Annotated in this window: 21 protein-coding genes; 13 read left to right on the forward strand and 8 right to left on the reverse strand. The window is 60.0% G+C overall.

Annotated elements, in window-relative coordinates:
- Positions 1-462, forward strand: coding sequence for an LEA/WHy family protein (locus tag AC1RAC_RS04230; RefSeq protein ID WP_003190908.1), 462 nt, complete (start codon positions 1-3; stop codon positions 460-462).
- 117 nt (positions 463-579) lie between these two features.
- Here AC1RAC_RS04230 and AC1RAC_RS04235 read toward each other — a convergent pair whose 3' ends face one another.
- A complete protein-coding gene (locus AC1RAC_RS04235; RefSeq protein ID WP_057977527.1) occupies positions 580-1,506 on the reverse strand; it encodes a carbon-nitrogen hydrolase family protein in 927 nt (308 codons plus the stop codon).
- Between the two features lie 91 nt (positions 1,507-1,597).
- On the opposite strand from AC1RAC_RS04235, the gene AC1RAC_RS04240 reads away from it, so the two are divergent.
- The gene (locus AC1RAC_RS04240; protein WP_054897478.1) at positions 1,598-2,518 is read left to right on the forward strand and encodes a LysR family transcriptional regulator; all 921 of its coding nucleotides are present in this window, start codon (positions 1,598-1,600) and stop codon (positions 2,516-2,518) included.
- On the opposite strand, the gene AC1RAC_RS04245 is transcribed toward AC1RAC_RS04240, so the two are convergent.
- A complete protein-coding gene (locus tag AC1RAC_RS04245) occupies positions 2,490-2,744 on the reverse strand; it encodes a hypothetical protein (RefSeq protein WP_003190904.1) in 255 nt (84 codons plus the stop codon). The genes AC1RAC_RS04240 and AC1RAC_RS04245 overlap by 29 nt on opposite strands.
- A gap of 164 nt (positions 2,745-2,908) precedes the next feature.
- Here AC1RAC_RS04245 and AC1RAC_RS04250 point away from each other — a divergent pair, with 164 nt between their 5' ends.
- Entirely contained in the window at positions 2,909-3,229 is a 321-nt protein-coding gene (locus AC1RAC_RS04250; RefSeq protein WP_019817806.1) for an ElaB/YgaM/YqjD family protein, read from the forward strand.
- A 31-nt stretch (positions 3,230-3,260) separates the two neighbouring features.
- Here the strand turns inward: AC1RAC_RS04250 and AC1RAC_RS04255 are convergent, their stop codons facing one another.
- Positions 3,261-4,295: an Ldh family oxidoreductase gene (locus tag AC1RAC_RS04255; RefSeq protein WP_034127709.1), complete on the reverse strand. Its 1,035-nt coding sequence runs from the start codon at positions 4,293-4,295 to the stop codon at positions 3,261-3,263.
- Positions 4,296-4,465: 170 nt separating this feature from the next.
- Here AC1RAC_RS04255 and AC1RAC_RS04260 point away from each other — a divergent pair, with 170 nt between their 5' ends.
- The gene (locus tag AC1RAC_RS04260; RefSeq protein WP_492616288.1) at positions 4,466-9,220 is read left to right on the forward strand and encodes a dermonecrotic toxin domain-containing protein; all 4,755 of its coding nucleotides are present in this window, start codon (positions 4,466-4,468) and stop codon (positions 9,218-9,220) included.
- Between the two features lie 24 nt (positions 9,221-9,244).
- Entirely contained in the window at positions 9,245-9,607 is a 363-nt protein-coding gene (locus tag AC1RAC_RS04265; protein WP_492616289.1) for a hypothetical protein, read from the forward strand.
- 19 nt (positions 9,608-9,626) lie between these two features.
- Here the strand turns inward: AC1RAC_RS04265 and AC1RAC_RS04270 are convergent, their stop codons facing one another.
- Positions 9,627-9,896, reverse strand: coding sequence for a PepSY domain-containing protein (locus AC1RAC_RS04270; RefSeq protein WP_014718736.1), 270 nt, complete (start codon positions 9,894-9,896; stop codon positions 9,627-9,629).
- A gap of 148 nt (positions 9,897-10,044) precedes the next feature.
- Here AC1RAC_RS04270 and AC1RAC_RS04275 point away from each other — a divergent pair, with 148 nt between their 5' ends.
- The 7 genes from AC1RAC_RS04275 (at position 10,045) to fapF (ending at position 16,049) form a co-directional block, all read left to right on the forward strand.
- Positions 10,045-11,043 carry a FecR family protein gene (locus AC1RAC_RS04275; protein ID WP_259284172.1) on the forward strand — a complete coding sequence of 333 codons (999 nt, stop codon included), beginning with the start codon at positions 10,045-10,047 and terminating at the stop codon, positions 11,041-11,043.
- A 314-nt stretch (positions 11,044-11,357) separates the two neighbouring features.
- The gene (gene fapA / locus AC1RAC_RS04280) at positions 11,358-11,816 is read left to right on the forward strand and encodes a fibril amyloid chaperone protein FapA (RefSeq protein ID WP_054897482.1); all 459 of its coding nucleotides are present in this window, start codon (positions 11,358-11,360) and stop codon (positions 11,814-11,816) included.
- Positions 11,816-12,367 carry a fibril amyloid subunit FapB gene (gene fapB / locus AC1RAC_RS04285; protein ID WP_054897483.1) on the forward strand — a complete coding sequence of 184 codons (552 nt, stop codon included), beginning with the start codon at positions 11,816-11,818 and terminating at the stop codon, positions 12,365-12,367. Before fapA ends, fapB begins: the two co-directional genes overlap by 1 nt.
- Positions 12,368-12,435: 68 nt before the next feature.
- On the forward strand, positions 12,436-13,170 hold the full coding sequence (gene fapC / locus AC1RAC_RS04290) for an amyloid-like fimbrin subunit FapC (RefSeq protein WP_003190893.1): 735 nt from the start codon (positions 12,436-12,438) through the stop codon (positions 13,168-13,170).
- A gap of 60 nt (positions 13,171-13,230) precedes the next feature.
- Positions 13,231-13,911: a fibril amyloid maturation endopeptidase FapD gene (fapD, locus tag AC1RAC_RS04295; RefSeq protein ID WP_019817800.1), complete on the forward strand. Its 681-nt coding sequence runs from the start codon at positions 13,231-13,233 to the stop codon at positions 13,909-13,911.
- Positions 13,912-13,948: 37 nt separating this feature from the next.
- The gene (gene fapE / locus AC1RAC_RS04300) at positions 13,949-14,692 is read left to right on the forward strand and encodes a fibril amyloid subunit FapE (RefSeq protein WP_034127715.1); all 744 of its coding nucleotides are present in this window, start codon (positions 13,949-13,951) and stop codon (positions 14,690-14,692) included.
- A gap of 49 nt (positions 14,693-14,741) precedes the next feature.
- On the forward strand, positions 14,742-16,049 hold the full coding sequence (gene fapF / locus AC1RAC_RS04305; RefSeq protein ID WP_034127716.1) for a fibril amyloid transporter FapF: 1,308 nt from the start codon (positions 14,742-14,744) through the stop codon (positions 16,047-16,049).
- A gap of 362 nt (positions 16,050-16,411) precedes the next feature.
- Here the strand turns inward: fapF and AC1RAC_RS04310 are convergent, their stop codons facing one another.
- Positions 16,412-17,734 carry a sigma-54 dependent transcriptional regulator gene (locus AC1RAC_RS04310; protein ID WP_034127717.1) on the reverse strand — a complete coding sequence of 441 codons (1,323 nt, stop codon included), beginning with the start codon at positions 17,732-17,734 and terminating at the stop codon, positions 16,412-16,414.
- A 344-nt stretch (positions 17,735-18,078) separates the two neighbouring features.
- Between AC1RAC_RS04310 and AC1RAC_RS04315 the strand changes: the two genes are divergently transcribed.
- Complete coding sequence (locus AC1RAC_RS04315) at positions 18,079-18,339, forward strand: hypothetical protein (RefSeq protein WP_034127718.1); 261 nt, start codon at positions 18,079-18,081, stop codon at positions 18,337-18,339.
- 66 nt (positions 18,340-18,405) lie between these two features.
- On the opposite strand, the gene AC1RAC_RS04320 is transcribed toward AC1RAC_RS04315, so the two are convergent.
- Genes AC1RAC_RS04320 through gnd form a run of 3 tightly spaced genes read right to left on the reverse strand, consistent with a single transcriptional unit; the run spans position 18,406 to position 21,730 of the window.
- Positions 18,406-19,230 (reverse strand): Cof-type HAD-IIB family hydrolase, encoded by an 825-nt coding sequence (locus AC1RAC_RS04320; protein WP_034127719.1) that lies wholly within the window; start codon positions 19,228-19,230, stop codon positions 18,406-18,408.
- Positions 19,227-20,750 (reverse strand): glucose-6-phosphate dehydrogenase, encoded by a 1,524-nt coding sequence (gene zwf, locus AC1RAC_RS04325; protein WP_032892093.1) that lies wholly within the window; start codon positions 20,748-20,750, stop codon positions 19,227-19,229. Before zwf ends, AC1RAC_RS04320 begins: the two co-directional genes overlap by 4 nt.
- The gene (gene gnd, locus AC1RAC_RS04330) at positions 20,747-21,730 is read right to left on the reverse strand and encodes a phosphogluconate dehydrogenase (NAD(+)-dependent, decarboxylating) (RefSeq protein WP_019817573.1); all 984 of its coding nucleotides are present in this window, start codon (positions 21,728-21,730) and stop codon (positions 20,747-20,749) included. The genes zwf and gnd overlap by 4 nt, the downstream gene beginning before the upstream one ends.
- Positions 21,731-21,822 lie beyond the last annotated feature (92 nt).

Raw genomic sequence — 21,822 nt, forward strand, 5'->3', positions numbered from 1 at the left:
ATGCGCAAGCTCATGGTTCTATCGCTGTTGCTGCTGACCTTGAGCGCCTGTGCACTGTTTCCCAACCGCGACCCGGTGAACATCAATGTGGTGGGCATCGAGCCGCTGCAAAGCCAGGACCTGGAAGTGCGTTTTGCCGTGAAACTGCGGGTGCAAAACCCCAATGAAGCGGCAATCGACTACAACGGCGTGGCCCTGGACCTGGAGGTCAATGGCCGGCCACTCGCTTCTGGCGTCAGCGATCAGGCTGGCAGCATCCCACGCTTTTCTGAAACCGTATTGATGGTGCCGGTCAGCGTTTCGGCGTTTTCGGTGTTGCGCCAGACCCTGGGCCTGAGCCAGACCCAAAGCCTGAACAACCTGCCCTACGTGCTGCGCGGCAAACTGGCGGGCGGACTGTTTGGCACCATGCGCTTTGTAGAGCGTGGCACCCTGGACTTGCCGAACACCGCCACCTGGTAAGTGGCTGAAAACCAAATGTGGGAGCTGGCTTGCCTGCGATGGCGGTGCGTCAGTAACTGATGAATTGAATGACACGCCGCTATCGCAGGCAAGTCAGCTCCCACAGGTTGATTGCGTTTAGTCAGTGATACAGCGAACGCCTGGCTTGGCGCGCTCGTCCACCACTAATTCAAAAATATCCGGCCGGGCGTAATGCCCCACTACGTCGTAGTCGTAGCGGGCCCGCACCAACTGATCAGTATCGATCTGCGCCGTCAACAACCCCGCCTCGCCCACTAACGGCCCCGCCAAAATATCGCCCATGGGCCCGACGATAACGCTGCCGCCGGCAATCAACGGACGGTCCACCGGCCAGTTGGCAACCTCCACACCCAAGGCCTCGGGCGATGCCTGCACCTGGCAGGCGCTGACCACAAAGCAACGCCCTTCATGGGCAATATGGCGCATGCTCACCTGCCACATGTCGCGCTCGTCCACGGTGGGTGCACACCACACCTGAACGCCCTTGGCATACATCGCGGTGCGCAGCAACGGCATCATGTTTTCCCAGCACACCGCGCCGCCGATACGCCCCACCGCGGTGTCGATCACCGGCAGGGTCGAGCCGTCGCCCTTGCCCCAGATAAGCCGCTCGGTGCCGGTCGGCATCAGCTTGCGGTGCTTGGCCACCAGGCCGCCCGAGGGTTCGAAATACAACACCGTGCAGTACAGCGTGCTGCCACTGCGTTCGATCACGCCCAGCACCAGGCTGGCACCGGTACGCGCCGACATCCCGGCCAGCGCCTCGGTTTCTGGCCCCGGCACGTCAATGGCATTGGCAAAATACCGTGCAAAGGCTTCCCGGCCCTCGGGCAGGCGATAACCCAATTGCGTGCCAAAGCTTTCGCCCTTGGGATAGCCGCCCAGCAACGCCTCGGGCATGACCACCAAGTGCGCGCCACTGCGCTGGATTTGATCCTCATAGGCCAGGATCTGCGCCAGGGTTTCAGCCTTGCCGCCAGGCAAGGCGCCGATTTGCAGGGCTGCGACAGTCGATACGGGCATCCGGCTCACTCCGATAGATAGGGGTTGCCCATTCTCCGGCCAGACTCGATCATGAATAAAGCCCACCTCAGTGCTAAATGATATGAGCCAAATGAATATCGCCCAGGTTGACCTGAACCTGCTCAAAACCTTCGAAGCCCTGCACGACGAGTCCAGTGCCAGCCGTGCGGCGCTGCGTTTGGGCGTGACGCAGTCGGCGATCAGCGCGGGCTTGCGGCGTTTGCGCGAGCTGTATGGTGACCCTTTGTTCGTGCGCACCGGACGCGGCCTGGCGCCCACATTGCGTGCCAACCAGTTGAAACCGGTGATCAGTGAGGCATTGGATCGCTGCCGCCAGAGCCTGGCGATGATCAGCCCGCAAAACCTGCACTACGAGGGCCGCTCGGTGGTGCTGGGGCTGTCAGATGACTTCGAGATTGCCTATGGCCGAAGCCTGATGGAGGCCATCGCACTGCGCCTGCCCAAGCTACGGGTGATCTTTCGCCAGACCTACAGCCAGATCGTCGCCGCCGCCCTGCTCGACCGCACGCTGGACCTGGCCATTACCGCCGGCGGTTTTACCGAGCGCAGGCTGAGCCGACAGGTGCTGGGGGAAGGTGACTATCGTTGCCTGGTAGACCCCCATAGCCTGGCGCCGGGCGAGGAGACTATCGACCTGCAAGGGTTTGTCACACGGGAACATGTATTGGTGTCGTCAGGCGGGTTTATCGGCATTACCGATGAAGGCTTGGCGGCGCACGGGCTGCGCCGCCACGTGTGCGCGTCCACCAGCCACTTTGCCGCGTTGCCGTATCTGCTCAAAGGCAGCACCGCAGTAGCAACCATTCCCGGGCATGCGGCCCACGCCATTGCGCAAATGACCGGCCTGCGCGTGCTGCCCTGCCCGCTGGCGCTACCGCATTACCCGGTGGAGTTGGGCTGGCGCACCCAGGCTCAGTTGGACCCGTTGCTGCTCAAGGTGCGCGAAGCGATTGTGGCGTGCTTTACTTTGCCGCCGCCATCAGCTTGTTGACTTCACTGCGCACCATGTTGGAAAACTCCGGCGGCGACATGCCATCGAGTTCGGCACGTACCCATTCGGCCCACTTGCCCTTGCGTTTGGCGCGCTCACCGAACAAGCGCGCGGCTTCGCCCTTGGCCTTGCCCAGGTTGGTTTGCCAAAGGTCGTAGAGGCGCGACTTTTCATCTTCCAGCTCGGCGCGTTCGGCGAGGGTCTTGTTGGCGAGATTGAAGCTCATGTTGAATTACCTGCTGCACAAATAGGTGACATCTTACACTGTAGGCCCAAAGTTCCCGATCCGGATTTTGCCTCGGATGAGCGCGCCGGCAAAAAAACTGCAACTTTTGCCACCGACCGATACTCCATTGTTCACTGCCACATCCACCTGCAAGGAGTCACTCAATGGCCCGCAAAACCGCCGCCCAAGCTGTCGAAGATCAAATCAAGGACCAAGCGTTCAGCGAACTGAGCGCATTGATCGAAGAGTCGGACAAACTGCTTAAAAGCAGCGCATCCCTGGTGGGCGAGGAAGGTGAAACCCTGCGCGAGCAGGTTGCCATCAAACTCAAGCAAGCCCTGGAATCGGTGTCCAACGTGCGTGAACGCAGCAAGCCGGTTGTGGATGCCACCGAGACTTACATCGGTGGGCACCCATGGCAGACCGTGGCCATTTCCGCAGGCTTTGGCCTGGTGGTCGGCCTGTTGCTGGGTCGCCGTAACTGATCCATTCAGGCTGCGCATCGCGCAGCCTGTTTCACCCCGCCGCCAACGCCCTCAACTCGCGCAACGCCTGCGCGTCCAGTTCGATCCCGGTTTCCTGCGACTTCGCCCGCGTGCGATGGCGTCGGTCCCCCGGCAATCGACGCAGCCCCGCCGCATGCATCTGCCGCACCAGCTCCTGGCTGCGTTGGGCGAAGCTTTGCCCTGCGGTTTTACTCGGGTCGATCAAGATCAGGAGCTGGCCTGTCCACGGCGTACGCGCGCCGGGGTGGTCCGTCCAATCGAATTCAAAAGAGAAGTTGCCGCCCGTCAACGCTGCCGCCAGCAACTCGACCATCATCGACAGTGCCGACCCCTTGTGCCCGCCAAATGGCAACAGTGCGCCGCCTTCCAGAATGGCTTTAGGGTCCTGGGTCGGCTGACCGAGGCTATCGACGCCCATGCCCGGTGGCAACCGCTCGCCTTTGCGTGCGGCGATTTGCACGTCGCCATGGGCGATGGCACTGGTGGCCAGGTCAAACACAATCGGCGCACCGTCGGCCCGTGGTGCCGCAAACGCGATGGGGTTGGTGCCGAACAACGGGCGATCCGCGCCGTGGGGCACCACACAGGTCATGCTGTTGACCACGCTGAGTGCCACCAGCCCCTCCTCGGCAAACGGCTCGACGTCCGGCCACAGGGCTGCAAAGTGATGGGAGTTATGGATCGCCAGCAACGCGATGCCGGCGCTGCGTGCCTTCTCCACCAGCAACGGGCGCGCCGCTGCCAGGGCCGGCTGGGCAAAACCATTGCCCGCGTCGACGCGCAAAAAGCCTGAGGCCACATCGGTCACGCTGGGGACGGCGGTGCCGTTGACCCATCCACTGGCCAGCGTCGAAAGGTAACCGGGGATGCGAAAAATACCGTGACTGTGGGCACCGTCACGCTCGGCACTTGCGCAGTTGTGCGCAAGAATCGCAGCAACCTGCGGCGATGTGCCGTGCCGGACGAAGACCTGTTGAAGTAACTCCACCAGTTCAGCGAAGCGGATCGAGGCACAAGCGGTGGCAACTGTCGACTGCGCAGACATTTGAAGCTCCGTTTTTATGATTGGAAGGGGCAACGAATGGGACATCCAGACCCTCGATTAAACACCACGCACTCTCTGCGTTGTCAACGTGCGCAGCGCTGAATATTTACCGCCTTGCACCACGGGCGCCTGCCTACCCTGTGCTTTTCCTGGCACGCCGGAGACAGGCTGTGGTTCGCTTAACCCCCCCGTATTTCTTCCCTGAGTTTCTCAAACCCCAAGGCAAAGCCTCGCCCACCGCTCGTGAACGCACGCTAGGGCTCACCGCCAAAGACCTTGATTGGCTGTACAACCTTTACCTGGCTACCGACGAGTCTCGGCAGGACACAAGCCGGCACGATCACCCCATGCGCGTTGAAAAGGTCCTGATCAACATTTCCGGCAAGCCCCCCATCCCCCTTGCCGGCGCGTTCGCGATCAGCCCGACACCCGACGCCGCCAAGGCGTTGCTCTACACCCCGGATAACGGCATACAGGTCTATGACAGCCACGCCGCCCTGCTGAGCGAGTTGATCGAGCAATTGGAAGACCCACTGCAGAGCGCCCCTTTGCTGAGCTACCTGTCGATGGACCAACGCAATGCGCTGGGCGCTGACACGCCCATGGTGTTGACCACTCAGCTCATCGAGGGTGAAGTCATGCCGGAGCAAGCACGCATGCTCCAGGCCTGCCAGCTGGATAACGTCAAGGCCATGCTCGACCACCTGCAAAAAACCCCGACCTTGCCTGACATGCTCGACACGCTGCTGAGCGTCATGGCCCGCCCCCATTTCAAACACCTGGATCAACGGGACACACGGGTCAATGTCTTCACCCGCGAAGCTGAGCAAGCAACGCCACGTTGGGTCAACTCGCTGACCTTGAGCGAAGCGCTGCTGCAATTTTATGTGCGCCATGGGTGGCCCAAAGGGCAGACACGCGAATACTCGAACCCAAAACATGACACCACTGGCTTCACCGCCTCCGAACGGGAAGAAGATCACCAGCGTTGGGAAGCCTTGATCGAACAAAGCTCCAGTACTTTCTCGAAGCTGTTGGAAAGCCTGCTGCAGACCTACTGGAATGAAGATATCGACAGCGGCACCTCGCGCGTGGATTTTTTTGCCCAGGTCGTGGCGCAGAAGTTTCGCCTCGATGTGTTGCTCAAGCGCCAGGCCGAGATAATTACCGCCGAGGAAAGCCACGCATTTCAGGCCCTGCTCCTCAGCGACCAAAGCGCCCGCAGCGCCCATGCCGAAAACCTCAGCGTGGAAAAGGTGCGCCTTTATGCCCCCCATCAACATTACGTTGAACCGGCGAGCACCTTGATGATCACCGAGCACCACGCGTACCTCTACACCCAATCGCGCGGGTTACAGGTGCTGGAAAACCTCGACGACCTCAAAGACCTGTTATTGAGCATGCTCAAGGCCGAAGGCTACGAGGACGAATGGCTCAACTTCCTCTCATTGGATGAGCGCGACACGCTGCTCGGCCTGGACCCGATCGCCGTCGCGGCAAGGCCGATACCCGGCAATGTGTTCGTGACCTTGGTACAAGACATTGCGCGCAAGCAAACGGAGAACCTTAACCACGCCCTGGAAATCTACCGGCGCAGCGATGGCCAAGTGGACCTCGCAGCCCTGCTCGACAGTGCCCTGGACGTACGTGCCTTGCTCGACAATCAACTGGCCACACTGGAGACCAACGGGCGCTGGACCTTGCATCCGGTCACCCGCGGTAATGGCCGCCCTTCGACCGTCAAGGCCGAGCGCGCCCGGCTGCAGCTTCAGAACCTGCGGGCGATTGAGCGTGCGCTGGCGATGGAGCGCGCGCATCACCCGACCTTACGTAGCATCGTCGCTGACACGCTCAACGCTGAACTGCAACTGCAGCAACAGCCAGTCAAAGCCGAGGAGGTGTATATCAATACCTACCCCACGCGTGCCCAGGAGCGTGAAGAGCGTCCGGCAGTGCAGTCATTGAGCATGCTTGAGCACTTCATTGAACGCCTGGCCCAAGAGGCGCCTGCGGTGCCCTTCTCGTCCAGGACGAAGTTCTATACACGGGGCGAAGGCAATGTCTTCATGCAATTGCCAAGCATGACGCTCAAGACGTTCAACACCGTCATCGAGCGCGTCCTGCTGCTGTTTTCCAAGCACGCCATGCGCCAGCAACCCCATGAGTTTCTCGTCAAGACTCACGCCAAACACGCCCACTCGATGCTGGTGGGGTTACGCAGCGAAGCCGAGCTGAGGTCGCTGGATAAAACCCTGGCGCCCACAAGCCAGGCCATTCTCGACACGCTATTTCAGCCCGACAGTCTGTCGCGCTTGACACGCCATGGCCTTAACGGATTTTTGCCGGATGCCTATGGCTTGACGTTGGACTTGAACGCCGTCGATACGCCACAACCGCTGGCCAATACGTTCGTGATCACTGAGCGCGGCGGTATCGACCCGCAGCGCTCGGGCCAGGCGCTGCTCTGGACCCCGCGCCTGGGCTACGAAGTCTTTGCCTCGATCAACGCCCTGCGCGATGAAATCACCCAGCGCCTGGCGCACCCACTCAACAGCTTGAGCCTGCTGGAGAATCTGCCGTTCTGCTTGCGCGAGCCCCATCAGGCATTTAGCCAGGGCCCGCTGCAACGTATTGATCAGGACCTGTTGAATGACCGAGTAGACAGCTACAACGACGCGGTCATGGAAGGCGTGGATCACCTGCAATCCATGGGCCTGCGCGCCCGTGCCTTGCAGGACCGGTTGGACGCCGTCATCGAACAGCCTCCGCCCACTAACCTTGGCAGGGCAATCACACTGGCCGATGCCATGGTCAACCAGCAGGCACTGCCACTGTGGCTGGGGATGGCGCCGGTCCAGGACCAAATCCATCAGGCCGAGCTTCTGGAGCAATACTGCAACAACGCCGACGATGAACACGACTACCTGCATGACATCCAACCCCTGCGTGCTTATGCCTTCACCACGCTGATGGCGCTGCTTGAGGCGCGCTTTCCCGGCCAGGCGCTCAACCCCGATCACATCCTGATCCCCACCGATGCAGTGCTCGATGTGAATGTCGACAACCTGACCGACTTTGCGTTGCGGCACTGGCCAGATCTGACCGTTCAACACATCCGCCCGCGTTCACGCACGGCAAAGCCATTACCGCAAGCCCTGGACGCAAGTGCCGTGATACAAATGGTGCGCCAGCTGGATCTCAAAAGCGCTTATCAGCAACAGGTGCGAAGCCACCTTGAGGCGCAAACCGATGATGCACGCCAACGCAGGCGTCTGTTTTGCCGTCAGTTGCCGTGGCAAGCGCTGCAACACGCCCACGAGCAAAGGTTGCAGGAGCAGCTTTCCACGCGAGCCTTGAGCCTGGTCCAGCAGATTTTCGATATGCCGGACGCCGTGGCCCGAGCTTCACTCAGCGGGTCCACGGCGACGATTCGACCGCTGGAACTGATCGCCACAGAAGGCGCCAGTACCGCCAAGGTGCTGGGTGTGTACCTGATCGGCCCGCAGTTTCCCGGCGAGGGTCCATGGGTGCTCTACGCGCCGTACAGCGAACAGCATGTGTTCAAGGAATACGCGGATGAAACGGGCTTACTGGATGAGATACAAGGGCCAGGCGCCCTGCAGGACTGGGTGCTTATGCACCTGGAAGATCCGCATCAGGCCACTTACCGCCACTTGCTGAAAAACAACCAGCATAGCCCGCCCGATATCCGCCTGGCCGCTTCGGCAGTGACGGGCAATGTGCTGCATTACCTGTTCAGTGAAAACACATTGATGTTGCTCAAGGTGCTGGGCAGCCAATTCGAAGAAGGCGCCAAGACCCTGTGGGATCACGCAACGCGTCTGTTCGGCAAGGACATCCCGACGGCGGTGCAGTTCATGGCCGGCAAACTCGCCTACCCGCTGGCGGTATGGCGCAGCTACACCTTGTTCAAGCGCTCGGCCGAAGCCTTGCAGCTACACCAGTGGAAGGCTGCATTCAAGGATTTCGTCAGGGGCGTGGCGCAAATGGCCGCCCTGCGCAGTGCGCTGGACGGCACCGCCATTGCCCCACCCACTGAAAAGGAGCGCTCGCTGGCCGAGCTGACAGATGAGTCACTGCCCGCAGCCACCACCCTCGCCACCTGGCATATCACCTGCCCTTCGCGCACCCGGCTGCAGCCGTTCGAGGCACAGGATGTGGCGTTGCAAGACCTGAAAAAGAGCACGCTCAGCCAGGTGTATGAAGACCAGGAAAACTCGAAATACTATGTTCCGCTGGCCGGCAAGGTGTATAGCGTCAAGAAAGCCGCACAACACTGGCGCCTCGCCAACGACGAGCAGGTGGGGCCGTACATCGGCCGTAATGCGCAGGGCATATGGGTACTGGAGCTGGGCGGCCAGGAGCCGCGCTTCGGCAGGGCTCAGTCGTACCTCAAGACGTGGCGCAATGAAGTACGGGATATCAACATTGAAGCGGTCGGTATCCGCGATATTGGCGCGTTGACCTATTGGAAAGCCCAAGCCATCACTGAAGCGTTGAACTTTGCGACTTATTACGCGCTGAACTGCCGCCGCAACGTTGCGCAATTTGCTGTACAACGCGACCCCGACAGCCGGGTTGGGCGATTTTTAGGGGAAATGTTTGGTGTCGTCACACTGACCCCGGACCAGGTCTTGAGAGTCACAAAAATAATCGGCGAGATCATCGATGAACTCACCGACCCCAGCTTGACCGGTCCGAACTCCATGCGCTTTGTCGCGGGCACCAGCCGACAGGATCCGGCGTCGGATTATGCATTCATGATTCCCGCCGACAGAGAACGCAAGCTGTATCTGCTGAGCCGATTCTTCGACCCCAATCTGGACGTCTACCAGAACCGTCTGCTGGAGAATGTGGCGTTCAACATATCGACGCACGCCAGGGCCAGCACGCTGATTCACTAATTATCGCACTTGAAGCTCGACACCGTGGACATTGCCTACCTGGACAGCATGCGACCCTTCCCAGACTTGATCAATGTCGCAAGGCCCGGCGCCGAAGTGCTTAAAACCACCCTGGAAGATTTGCGCAGCACCGCGTTATCGACGATGACGCCTGCAACGATGTTGTTCAAGACTCAAGACAGCCTCACCGAATTGTGGGAAGACTTTAAGCCTGGTTCTGCAATTGAAAAGAAAATTTTCAAGGCTACTGGCGCCAAGACCCTGCAGGACGCGAGGATCATTTTCATGTCAGTCCCTGATAAGCGTATTGACACCATCCTGGCCAACGCCGACTCGGTGACGTACCTGATCACCCATCTTGGCCGCCAACTGGAGCCGGGGGCCTGAACGGCCCCCGGCGAGTGCATCAGTCTTTCTGGTCACGCAGCACGTTACCGGAAGCGCCGTCGATGCGCGCCTCATACACGATGCCATCGGACTTGCGACCTTTGACTTCCCAATAGCCATTGTCATCCGCTTCAGCGGCGTAGACCTCAATGTAGCCGGCCTTGGTTTTCGCCACCTCGATGGCTTTCTCAATGGTGATCCAGCCTGCACCCGGCTTGTCGGCCATGGCGGCGCCAGCGCTCAACAGCGCGGAAGTAGCACACAGGGCGATCAAGGTTTTCTTCAACATTTTCGTACTCCATAGTGGACGACAGGTTAATTCCTGATTTTTTAGGCGCACACAAACAAGAATAAGTTCCAATTGATGTGCAATCGCCATGATGCGGTTCTCGCCGTCCACCTTGGGAGGTTAGAATGTGGGAAATCAGGATGAGTTAATGAGCGAAAAGCCCCTTTCAGAAACCGAATATGACGCCATCACCGACGCCGCCGCGCATTGGTGCATGCGCCTGCATGCTGCAGATTGCACGGCGGGTGAACGTCAGGCTTTTACCCAATGGCACGATGCCCATCCGCTGCACGCCTTCGAATATGCAGCCATGCTCGAGATCTGGGACGTGGCCGACCATCTGCCCCGCGACAAGCCTGAGGCGGTGGTGGTCCCAATCAAGAAGCCGCCCAGCCGCTTGCGCACCTACGCGGTGGCCGCAGCGGTGTGCCTGGCGGCATTGCCGCTTGCCGCCTTCACCGGCTGGGAAGCGGGCTGGTTGCCCAGCTCATATGAACGGTTCGAAGCAGCCAATGGCTTGAAGAAAGTCACCCTGGGCGATGGCAGCCAAGTAGAGTTGAACCTGGGCACCGAGTTGGTCTACAGCCATTACAAGGACCAGCGCCGTGTCACCCTGAAAAAGGGCGAAGCGTTCTTCAACGTCACGCACGACAGCAACCACCCGTTTATCGTGCGGGCCGGCGAAGGCCAGGTGCGAGTGACCGGCACGCAGTTCAATGTCTGGGAATATGAAGATCAGGTGCGGGTGATGTTACTGGAGGGCTCGGTGCAGATCTCCAGCGACGGCGAGCATGCCAGTGTGCCGCTTAGCCCAGGCATGCAAGCCAGTTTCCGCCAGGGTGACGCCACCCCACAGGTCGCCGCTATCCACCCCGATGACACCGCGCTGGCATGGCGCCAGGGCAAGCTGGTGCTCGACAACCTGACCCTCACGGACGCCTTGCCCCTGATCAACCGCTACCTGAAAAAGCCGGTGATGCTCGCAGACGCCAGTACCGGTGCGATTCGCGTCGGCGGTATCTATAACATCAACGAGGTCAACAACCTCGTGCCCTCCCTGCCCAAGGTGTTGCCGGTTTACCTGACCCAAAACCAGGACGGCAACCCTGTGCTCAATTCCATTCCGCGTAAAACCCCCAAGGGCTGAGCCCGCTCGCACGAAGCGGTACGTTCGGGCCGCGGGTGTCCATTTTTGAAACACCTCCCTCACCTGCATCGCCCGCCGTGTGCGGATTCATGGTTCTGTCACAGGCAGTGTTACATGGCTGAGACGGCGTGAGGCGAGCACAGGCATATCTCAAGCGCTCAGGACTGTTTCAACCCTGAAACAGAGTTGCCATCACTTTGCCCCGACTTAATCCCAACCCCTTGAATATCAACATCTAATAAAAAGCGGCACGCCTTCTGCTCTTTCCCTGACAACGCTGTTTAGGGTCAGCGTTAAGAATAAGGACTGCCGCCGTGAACACACTCACACACACCTCGTCGATAAACGTACTGCTGATCGGTTGCGTGCTCAGTGCAGGTGTCAGCCTGACGAGCCAGGCGGGTGACGGTGTGATCGTGACCGGGCGTACGGTGCAGGGCCACATGTACGGGCGCACCTCCCTGCCCGACCCCTACCCCAATACCGCCAACGCCAACCCCAGCAAAGAGATCAACAGCGCCCTGACCGGCGAACTCAGTGACAGAGACATCGGCGGCATCAGCAGTGGTTCCAGCCTCGCCCGCTCCCTTCAGCCCAATGGCAGCTTGTCGGGCCTGGGTGCCACCCAAAACAGCATGTCGACACTTGGCGCTGGCGCAGCGGCCGGCCACGGTGCGGGCAGCGGCGGCAGCATGGGCGGGCAGATCAGCGACTCGGTCCAGCGTGGCATGGCGCCGCTCAACAACCTCGGCAGCATGATGGGGGGCAAGTGATGAAGCGCGCCCTGTTGATATTCGCCCTGCTGGGCAGCGCCTCGGCAATGGCCGATAACAGCGCGGTGATCAACCACAGCGGCCAGCAGTACGACGGTGTGCTGTCGATCAACCAGGCCGCCGGCACGGGGCAGCAAATGTCCAACAGCCGCGCCATCGCGCTCGGTGGCCAGGCCACCAACCTCGACATCCAGCGCGTCGACGGCAAGGTCGACCCGTCCCTGAACGCCAAGGCCGCGATCCAGGGCAACTCATTCAGCAGTGGCAACGGTGTGCTGGGCATCAACCAGTCTGCCGGGGCCAATAATCAATCCATCAACGCAGTGCGGATCAGCCTCAACCCTGGCCCGCAGAGCATCGATGACAGCGTCCTGTTGCAACAGAACACGACGACGCTGGCAACCGACTCAGGGCTCACCCCCACCACTGGCAGCCGCCAGGTCGTGACCAGCGACCAGGCCTTCACCGGCAGCCGAGGAGTAACACAGGTGAACCAGAGTGCCGGGGTGGGGAACCGAGTGGCTAACACCCTGGGCATCACTATCAAGTAATCGCTTGGTAGACGTTCGTTAGACCGTACCAACACTTAACCAACTAATTAGAAGCAAGGAGAAACACCATGAAACCTCAAATGGCTCTGAAACCAATGGTTTTCGCTCTCGCCGCACTCATGGCTGCTGCTGCTCAAGCGGGTGGCTGGCATCCAACCCCACAACCCACCGGTACCGTGGCCGCTGTCGTCACCGATGTGCAAAAAAGCGAACACAACAAATTCGATGACACCAACACCGAGAACAATGCATCAGCCGACAACTCGGTAAATAGCAACAGCGGTAATGTCGGGGTCAACGCACAATCAGGTTCCGGAAACCAGGCTGACAACGCCGGCGCCATCTCCAGTGCCAAAGGCGACTTCGCCACCGTGTTTGCCGTGATTGATGTCGACCAAGGCAGCTCGCATAACAACTTCGTCAACAAAGGCACGCAAAATAACGCCTCTCTGGACGGCTCCATCACCGGCAACTCCGGCAACGTGGGTTACAACGGCCAGGCCGGCCAGGGCAACCAGGGTAAAAACAACCTGGCCATCACCACCGCTGACGGCAAGAACATCGCAGCGGCCTCCAACACCGAGCAGAACTCGCTCAACAACAGCTACCTGAACACGGCCGCCAGCAGCCATGGTTATGGCAAGCCTCAGTACGTGTCCAACAACGCAAGCCTCGACAACTCGGTTAACCGCAACTCCGGCAACGTAGGTGTCAACCTGCAATCCGGTGCGGGCAACCAAGGCAGCAACAGCCTGTCGATCGGCCAAGGTTGCAGCGTCTGCGCCAGCGGCGTGCGCTTCTGATCCAACGGGGCCTTGGCGACAAGGCCCTTTTTATTCCAGTGTCCAACAGGTCATTCGATCATGCGTATCGCGACCCTCACCCTCCTGATGTTACTCACCGGCACGACCTGGGCAGGCACCATGGCAATCTCCGCCATGCCCGGCGGTGCGGTGATTTTCAAGAAGGTGGAGAGCATTCGCGAGCGCCGGTTCGCCAATCTGGTGGAACAGAAAACCGATTTCAGCTGCGGTGCCGCGGCACTCGCCACCATCCTGCGCCAGGCCTATTGGCTGGACGTCGACGAAGCACACATCATCAAAGGCATGCTGGTCACTGCCGACCAGGATCTGGTACGAACCCAGGGCTTTTCCATGCTGGACATGAAGCGCTACCTCGAAAGCATCGGCATGCGTGCCCGGGGCTACAAGATCGCGCCCGAGACCCTGCTGACCGTGAAAATCCCCGTGGTGGTGCTGCTGGAAATCCGCGGCTACAAGCACTTCGTGGTGTTGCAACGGGCCGACAAGGACTGGGTGTACATCGGTGACCCCGTATTGGGCCACAAGCGCTATTCCCATGACGATTTCGTCAAAGGCTGGAATGGCATTGTCTTCGCCGTACTGGGCGAGGGTTACGACAAGGCCAACGTCTTGCTCGACCCGCCCCTGCCGCTGACCGCCAAGAGCCAGATGAATGAGTTCCGGCCTGTGGGCGATGCCGAGCTGATGGATTTCGGTTTTATCCAGAGCGACTTCTTCTAGAAGCGCAATAAGGGGCAGGACGCCCCAGGAGCAGCAGATGAACACTTCCCGTTGGCTGACGGTCTTGTGTCTGGCCGCCTCAATGCCTGCTTATGCGTCCTCGGGGTTCAAACCCATCGAACTCAAGGACGCCGAAATGGCCGAGCTGCGTGGCCGTTACGTGATGCCGGGGCGCATCATCAGCTTTGGCATTGTCATGAGCAGCACCTGGACCAATGCCGTCGGTGACAACATCACGGGCACGGCCAACATGCACATCGACAAGACCACCATTACCCCACAGTTCTACGTGCAAACCACCGGCTCGACCGGTACAGGCACGCGCCCCAACACGGGCACCGGAAATGTGGTCGGTGGTGCCGGCCTCGGCAGCGGCCAGGGCGTGACCCAAAGTGTACGCGCCGCCGGCGATGGCAACGCCGCCTACAACAATGTGGGCATCAACGTCGAAAATGGGGTTAGCCCCGCCAATAACCTGCAGTCCGGCCAGGTGCTGGTGGCGGGCGGCACAGTGACCGGGGACAGCGCCGCGGGCCGTGTCAGCGTATCGGCCAACAGTGGCGGCGTGCAGATGGCCATCCAGGCCAATCACAACCAGGGCAACAGCCTGCAACAGATCGGCGCGGGGAATGTGCTGCAGGGCACGGTATTGACCGGCGATAGCAACCTTGTCAGAAACATCACCCAGATCAATGTCGTGATGAACAATAACGGGCTGAACAACGCCGCGTTGAACTGCAATCTGGATCAACTCAAAGGCCTACGCACGCTCGGTTATTGAACTACGCTGACCCTCGACACTTACGCATTAGAAAAGGACGGCTTATTTCATGCATCGATCGTTATCGCTACGTGCGGTGGTTTGTTTGAGTACGCTCTTGCCCGCATCCGTGCTGTATGCCGCGCCAGACGCTGACATCGAAACCCTGAAGAAGGAACTCCTGGAACTCAAGCAACGCTACGACGTGCAGCAAAAAGCCTTGGCTGTGCTGGAGCAGCGTGTGCGCCAGGTCGAGGACCAACCGGCAACGCCCGCCCCCAGACGCCTGGCCAAATCACCGGCTGACTTCAAGAACGGCGCTAACACTGTCGCGGCTAGTGGTACGGGCGCAGCCGCGGCATCCGGTGGCGCTGGCGGGGGTGGCAGCTCCTACGGCCAGTCCCTCAAGGACGACTCGGCCCCTGCGCAAAGTGTGAGCAACCTGTACAACGAGGCCAGCGGCTTTTTCGGCAATGGCAAGTTCAGCGTGGAAACCGGCATCACCTATGCCCGTTATGACGCGCGCCAGTTGACGCTCAATGGTTTCCTGGCGCTGGACTCGATTTTTCTCGGCAACATCAACCTGGACCGGATCAAATCCGACAGCTGGACCCTGGACCTTACCGGGCGCTACAACGTCGACAACCGCTGGCAGTTCGACCTGAACGTGCCGGTGGTGTACCGCGAGTCCACCTACCAGTCGGGCGGCGCCGGCAACGACGCCACCGCCACCTCCGAAGGTTCCGTGACCCGTGACCCGACCATCGGCGATGTCAACTTTGGCGTGGCGTACAAGTTCCTCGACGAAACCTCGACCTTGCCGGACGCGGTGGTATCCGTGCGCGTCAAGGCACCGACGGGCAAGGAGCCTTTTGGTATCAAACTGGTCCAGCAACCGAACAACGACAACCTCTACGTGCCCGAAAGCCTGCCCACGGGCAACGGGGTCTGGTCGGTCACACCGGGCATTTCCCTGGTCAAGACCTTCGACCCGGCCGTGCTGTTCGGTTCGTTGTCGTACACCCACAACTTTGAAGACTCGTTCGATGACATCAGCAGTCAAGTCAATCAGAAGGTGGGAGGCAAGGTGCGCCTGGGCGACAGCTTCCAATTCGGGGTCGGCGTCGCCTTTGCCCTGAACGAGAAGATGAGCATGTCGTTCTCGGTTTCCGACCTGGTGCAGCGCAAGAGCAAACTCAAGCCGGATGGCGGCGACTGGCAATCGGTGGTGTCCAGCGATGCCAACGCGGGCTACTTCAACGTGGGTATGACGATTGCCGCCTCGGATAACCTGACCATCGTGCCGAACCTGGCGATTGGGATGACCGATGATGCACCGGACTTTACGTTCAGCCTGAAATTCCCGTATTACTTCTGATTGGTTTGCCTGCGGGCGGTATGTCAGTTGCTGCATCGGTGACTGCACTCCCGCCTTCGCAGGCAAGCCAGCTCCCACATTGGCCCTGTATTGCCCACAGAATCAACGCCTGGCACAGATCACCTGTGGGAGCGGGCTTGCCCGCGAAGGCGGTGTGTCAGTCACTGAATCTCTAACTGAACCACCGCTTTCCCAGGCAAGCCAGCTCCCACATTGGCCCTGTATTGCCCACAGAATCAACGCCTGGCACAGATCACCTGTAGGAGCGGGCTTGCCCGCGAAAGCGGAGTGTCAGTCACTGAATCTCTAGCTGAACCACCGCCTTCGCAGGCAAGCCAGTTCCCACATTAGGTTTACCCGCCCTAGCGGATCTGGTGTTTGTGCAGCAACCGGTAGAACGTCGGCCGGGAAATCCCCAGCACGCGGGCCGCGACACTGAGGTTGTCGCTGTGCCGGTTGAGCACATCGCACAGCGCCTGACGTTCGGCACGGTGCTTGTAGTCTTCCAATGTCGCCATCGGCGCCGAAATGACTTGCTGGCCTTGCAGCCCCAGGTCAACCGCTTCGATCTGCCGCCCTTCGGCCAGCACCAGGCCGCGCCGCACGCGGTTGGCCAGTTCACGCACATTGCCCGGCCACGGGTGTTGCCCCATCGCCACCAAAGCCTCTTCGCTGAAACTGCGCGGGCGCCGTCCGGTTTCCTGGCTGTAGAAACGTGAAAAGTGGTTGGCCAGCATCGCCACGTCGCCATGGCGTTCGCGCAACGGCGCGGTGACCACTTGCAGCACATTCAGGCGGTAATACAGGTCTTCGCGAAAAGCGCCCTTCTCCACCGCGGCCTCGAGGTTGACGTGGGTGGCAGCCAACACGCGTACATCCACCGGGATCGGCTGGCTGCCGCCAACGCGTTCGATGTGTTTTTCCTGAAGAAAGCGCAACAGGTTGGCTTGCAGCTCCATCGGCAGATCGCCAATTTCATCGAGGAACAGGGTGCCGCCGTTGGCCGCTTCAATACGTCCGATCTTGCGCTGGTGGGCGCCGGTGAACGCGCCTTTTTCGTGGCCGAACAACTCGGACTGGATCAGGTGTTCAGGGATGGCGCCGCAATTGATCGCGACAAACGGCTTGGCGTGCCGCTGGGATTGGCGGTGCAAAGTCTTGGCCACTAACTCTTTGCCCGTACCGCTGTCACCGCGGATCAACACCGGGGACTCAGTAGGCGCCAACTTGGACAACAACTTGCGCAACTCTCGGATGGGACGGCTTTCGCCCAGCAATTCATGGGGCTCATCCACCGGGGCGTAGCCCTTGCCACGCAGGCGCGCCATGCCGAACGCACGGCCCAGGGTCACCTGCACCCGGGATACATCGAAGGGCAAGGTGTGAAAGTCGAAAAACCATTCGCAGACAAAATCGCCGACGTTCTGCAAACGCAGTACATCCTGGCTGAGCACGGCGATCCACTCGGTGCCGCTGCGACCAATCAACTCCTTGACTGCTTCAGGGCGTTCCAGGTGATCGCGTTGCAAACGCAGCAGGCCCACATCGCAGGAGCGCTCACCTACCGCCTCCAAGGCACAGCTGTCCACTTCCCAGCCGGCGGTGCGTAAGCCGGGTAATAACCCGTGGCAATCGTCACAGGGGTCGACCACCAGTAAGCGGCGTTGGGCGGGTGTCGCAACCATGACTGTTCCTTGGCGCCAATATTGTTAAAGTTATTTAGAAACAAGAGTTTGTGTCGACTGTTGGTAACCCTAGCAAGATCTTGACGCTTACCTTGTACCCTTTCGCTATAAGCGTGGGCAAAAAGCCATGCCTGTTTCGTAGCGCGCCAGAAGTTGCTCGCCAGTCAAAGGTTTATTGCGCTTTCAAAACAGCCGCTTACATGACGTCAATCAGGGAACGTTAAAATTTCTTGCCCTAGCATGTGACCCGCACCCCACCATCGTGCATCAGTACAAGTAACCCACCGCACGGTCCGCCCAACCGCCGGTACTCACTTGAATGGGCATACAGAGAGAAGACCCAAATGAACGCTCCGCTGCGCATCAACGAAGCTCTTTTGATTGCAGACCGTGCCTTCCAGCCTTTTCAATGCGTGGCCTGGCACGATGGCGTTGGCGCCCTCAGCCTGAGCGTCATCGACCGCACCAACACCCGTATCGGCAGCAAACAGTTGCCGTCGACTGCCTATACCGACCCGGCCCAACTTGAAAACCTGCTATTGCAGGCCCGTGCCGAGCTCGATAAAGATGGCCACCAGTTGCAACACTGGGCGATGCCAAAGTAATGCAATGCAGCAACTTCCAGCCCAAGTAAAACTTGAGCTGGAAGTTGTACAGTCATACTTGCACGCTTAACGTGCGGCGAGAATAAAGCGTTCGAACGCCTCGGCAGCGCCGTCTTCGACATTGCTGCCCGTGACCACATTGGCCTGGCGCTTGACGGTTTCTTCGGCCTGGCCCATGGCGATCGACAACCCCGCCACATGAAACATCGCCGGGTCATTGCCACCGTCTCCAATCGCAGCCGTTTGTGCAAGCGGTACGCCCAGGTGTTCAGCCAGGGTTTTCAAGGCTTCGCCTTTGTTGGCCAGCATCGCGGTCACGTCCAGATACACCGGCTGCGAACGCGACACCTGGGCCAACCCCTGCACTTTCGGCTGCAATTGCGCTTCCAGCTCCACCAACAACTGGGTGTTGTTGCTGGCGGCGACGATCTTGTCGACCCTGTCCAGGTAAGGCTCGAAACTCTCCACCACTACCGGCCCATAGCCCAAGCCATCGGCTTCGCGCTGCACCATGGGCCCGGGCGGATCACGGCGCAGCCAGTCGCCATCGGCAAACACCCAGACTTCCACGTCCGGCTCGGCGGAAAACAGCGCCAGGGTGATGAGTGCAGCTTCCGCCGGCAGATGATGAGCAACCAGGATGCTGCCATCCGGGTTGACCAACGTACCGCCATTAAAGCCAGCCACCGGCACATCGATGCCAAAGGTCTCGATCAAATGCCGCATGGCCTTGGGCGGACGCCCGCTGGCCAGGCTGAAAATCACCCCAGCCTCGCGCATAGCGCGAATGGCATCGGCGGTGCGTTGGCTGAGGCTGTGGTCGGGATGCAATAGCGTCCCGTCCACATCACTGAGGACAAACCGGATGGGATGAATCGTCACGTCACTCATCCGAGGCTATGCCAGGCGCGGCCATCGCGGGCCAGCAAGGCATCGGCCGCCGCTGGGCCATCTTCACCGGCCTTGTAGGCCTGGATACCATCATCTTGCTTCCACGCATCCAGGAACGGCTGCACCGCACGCCAACCGTTCTCGATGTTGTCGGCGCGCTGGAACAGGGTCTGATCGCCGGTCATGCAGTCGTAGATCAGGGTTTCGTAACCCGTCGACGGCTGCATCTCGAAGAAGTCCTTGTAGTCAAAGCCCAATTCGATATTGGCCATCTCCAGGGTCGGCCCAGGCTGCTTGGCCAACAGGTCGAACCACATGCCTTCGTTAGGCTGGATCTGGATTTTCAGGTAAGTGGGCTTGAGTTCATCGACTTCGGTATCGCGAAATTGTGCATAAGGCGCCTGCTTGAAGCAGATCACGATCTCGGTGTCGCGGATGCTCATGCGCTTGCCGGTACGCAGGTAAAACGGCACACCGACCCAACGCCAGTTATCAATCATCACTTTTAGCGCGACGAACGTCTCGGTGCTGCTGTCCGGCGCGACGTTGGCTTCTTCGCGATAGCCGGGCAATGGCTTGCCGGCGATTTCTCCGGCGGTGTATTGGCCGCGCACGGAGTTGGCCCGCGCATCTTCCAGCGACCAGGGGCGGATCGCACCGACCACTTTGGCCTTCTCACCCCTAACCGCGTCGGCACCAAAGGCTGCCGGCGGCTCCATGGCGACCATTGCCAGCAGTTGGAACAGATGGTTGGGCACCATGTCCCGCAGTGTGCCGGTCTTCTCGAAGAAGTTGCCCCGGGTTTCAACGCCGACGGTTTCAGCGGCAGTAATTTGCACGTGATCGATGTAGTGGTTGTTCCAGAACGCTTCGAACAGCACGTTGGAGAAACGGCTGACCAGGATGTTCTGCACCGTCTCCTTGCCCAGGTAATGGTCAATGCGGTAGATCTGCTTCTCGCTCATCACTTTGAGCAGGCAGGCGTTGAGCGCCTCGGCGGTGGCCAGGTCGGAGCCGAACGGCTTCTCGATAACCACGCGCCGAAAGCCCTCGTCCGTTTCATTCAACAAACCGGCACTGCCCAGGCGCTGCACCACTTCACTGAAGAAGCGCGGTGCAGTGGCGAGATAGAACACCGCATTGCCGGTGCCGCTGTCAGCGATCTTGCTGGCGATATCGGCATAGGTGCTGTCGTCGAGGAAATCGCCCTCGACGTAGCTGATGCCCTTGGCCAGTTGCGCCCACAACGCGGGGTCGAGGGCGTTCTCGGCATTGCCCCTGACTTTGCTGGAGGCTTCGGTACGAATGAAGTCCTCGAGTTTCTTGGCAAAGTCCGCATCGCTGATGGCGTTGTGATCAACGCCGACGATACGCAGGCCATCACCGAGCAACCCGTCACGGCTGAGGTTGTACAGCGCCGGCATGAGCAAGCGCTTGACCAGGTCGCCATGGGCGCCAAACAGAAACAATGTGGTGGGTGGAGCAGGTTCGGCCTTGGGTTTCTTGCCGTTGGCGGTCATTTTTTGGAAGTCTCCACATGGCCGCCAAAGCCGAAGCGCATGGCAGACAGCATTTTGTCACCGTAGGTGCTCTGCTGGCGGGAACGGAAACGCGCGAACAGCGAGGTCGACAACACCGGAACCGGCACCGCCTGCTCCATGGCTGCTTCGATGGTCCAACGGCCTTCACCGCTGTCGGCCACGGAGCCCGAGTAGCCGTCGAGTTTCGGGTCGGTGGCCAGGGCGTCGGCGGTCAGGTCCAACAGCCAGGACGACACCACGCTGCCACGACGCCAGACTTCGGCGATGTCGCCAACGTTGAGGTCAAAGCGCTGGTCTTCCGGCAGGTTTTCCGAGTTCTTGGTCTTGAGGATGTCAAAACCTTCGGCAAACGCCTGCATCATCCCGTACTCGATGCCGTTGTGGATCATCTTGACGAAGTGCCCGGAACCCGCTGGGCCGGCGTGAATGTAGCCCTGCTCGGCACGTGGGTCGGCAGAGGCCGAACGGTCCTTGGTGCGCGGAATGTTACCCAGGCCCGGCGCGAGGCTTTTGAAGATCGGGTCGAGGCGATTCACGGTCTCGGTGTCGCCACCGATCATCATGCAATAGCCACGTTCCAGGCCCCAGACGCCGCCCGAGGTGCCCACGTCCACATAGTGCAGGCCCTTTTCAGCCAGGGCCTTGCCGCGACGCACGTCGTCCTTGTAGTTGGTGTTGCCGCCGTCGATGATCACATCGCCGTCTTCCAGCAGTTCGCTCAGTGCGTTGATAGTGTCTTCAGTGGGCGCGCCCGCCGGCAACATGACCCAGACAGCACGGGGCTTTTGCAGGCCGGCCACCAGCGCTTTCAAGTCGGCGACGCCGGTGGCGCCCTCCTCGCTCAAGGCTTTGACGAAGGCTTCGTTACGGTCGTATACAACGGTGGTATGCCCATTGAGCATCAGGCGCCGCGCAATGTTACCGCCCATGCGGCCTAGTCCGATAATCCCCAGTTGCATGTGCTGATGCTCCTAACTTCTAAAAAATGTGTGACATAGTTTATAGCGCAATGAGGCTAATGAGGGTTAGTCCAGAGCGGATCCGTGTAGTT

The organism is Pseudomonas sp. GW823-FHT02F05 (genome assembly GCF_058797315.1).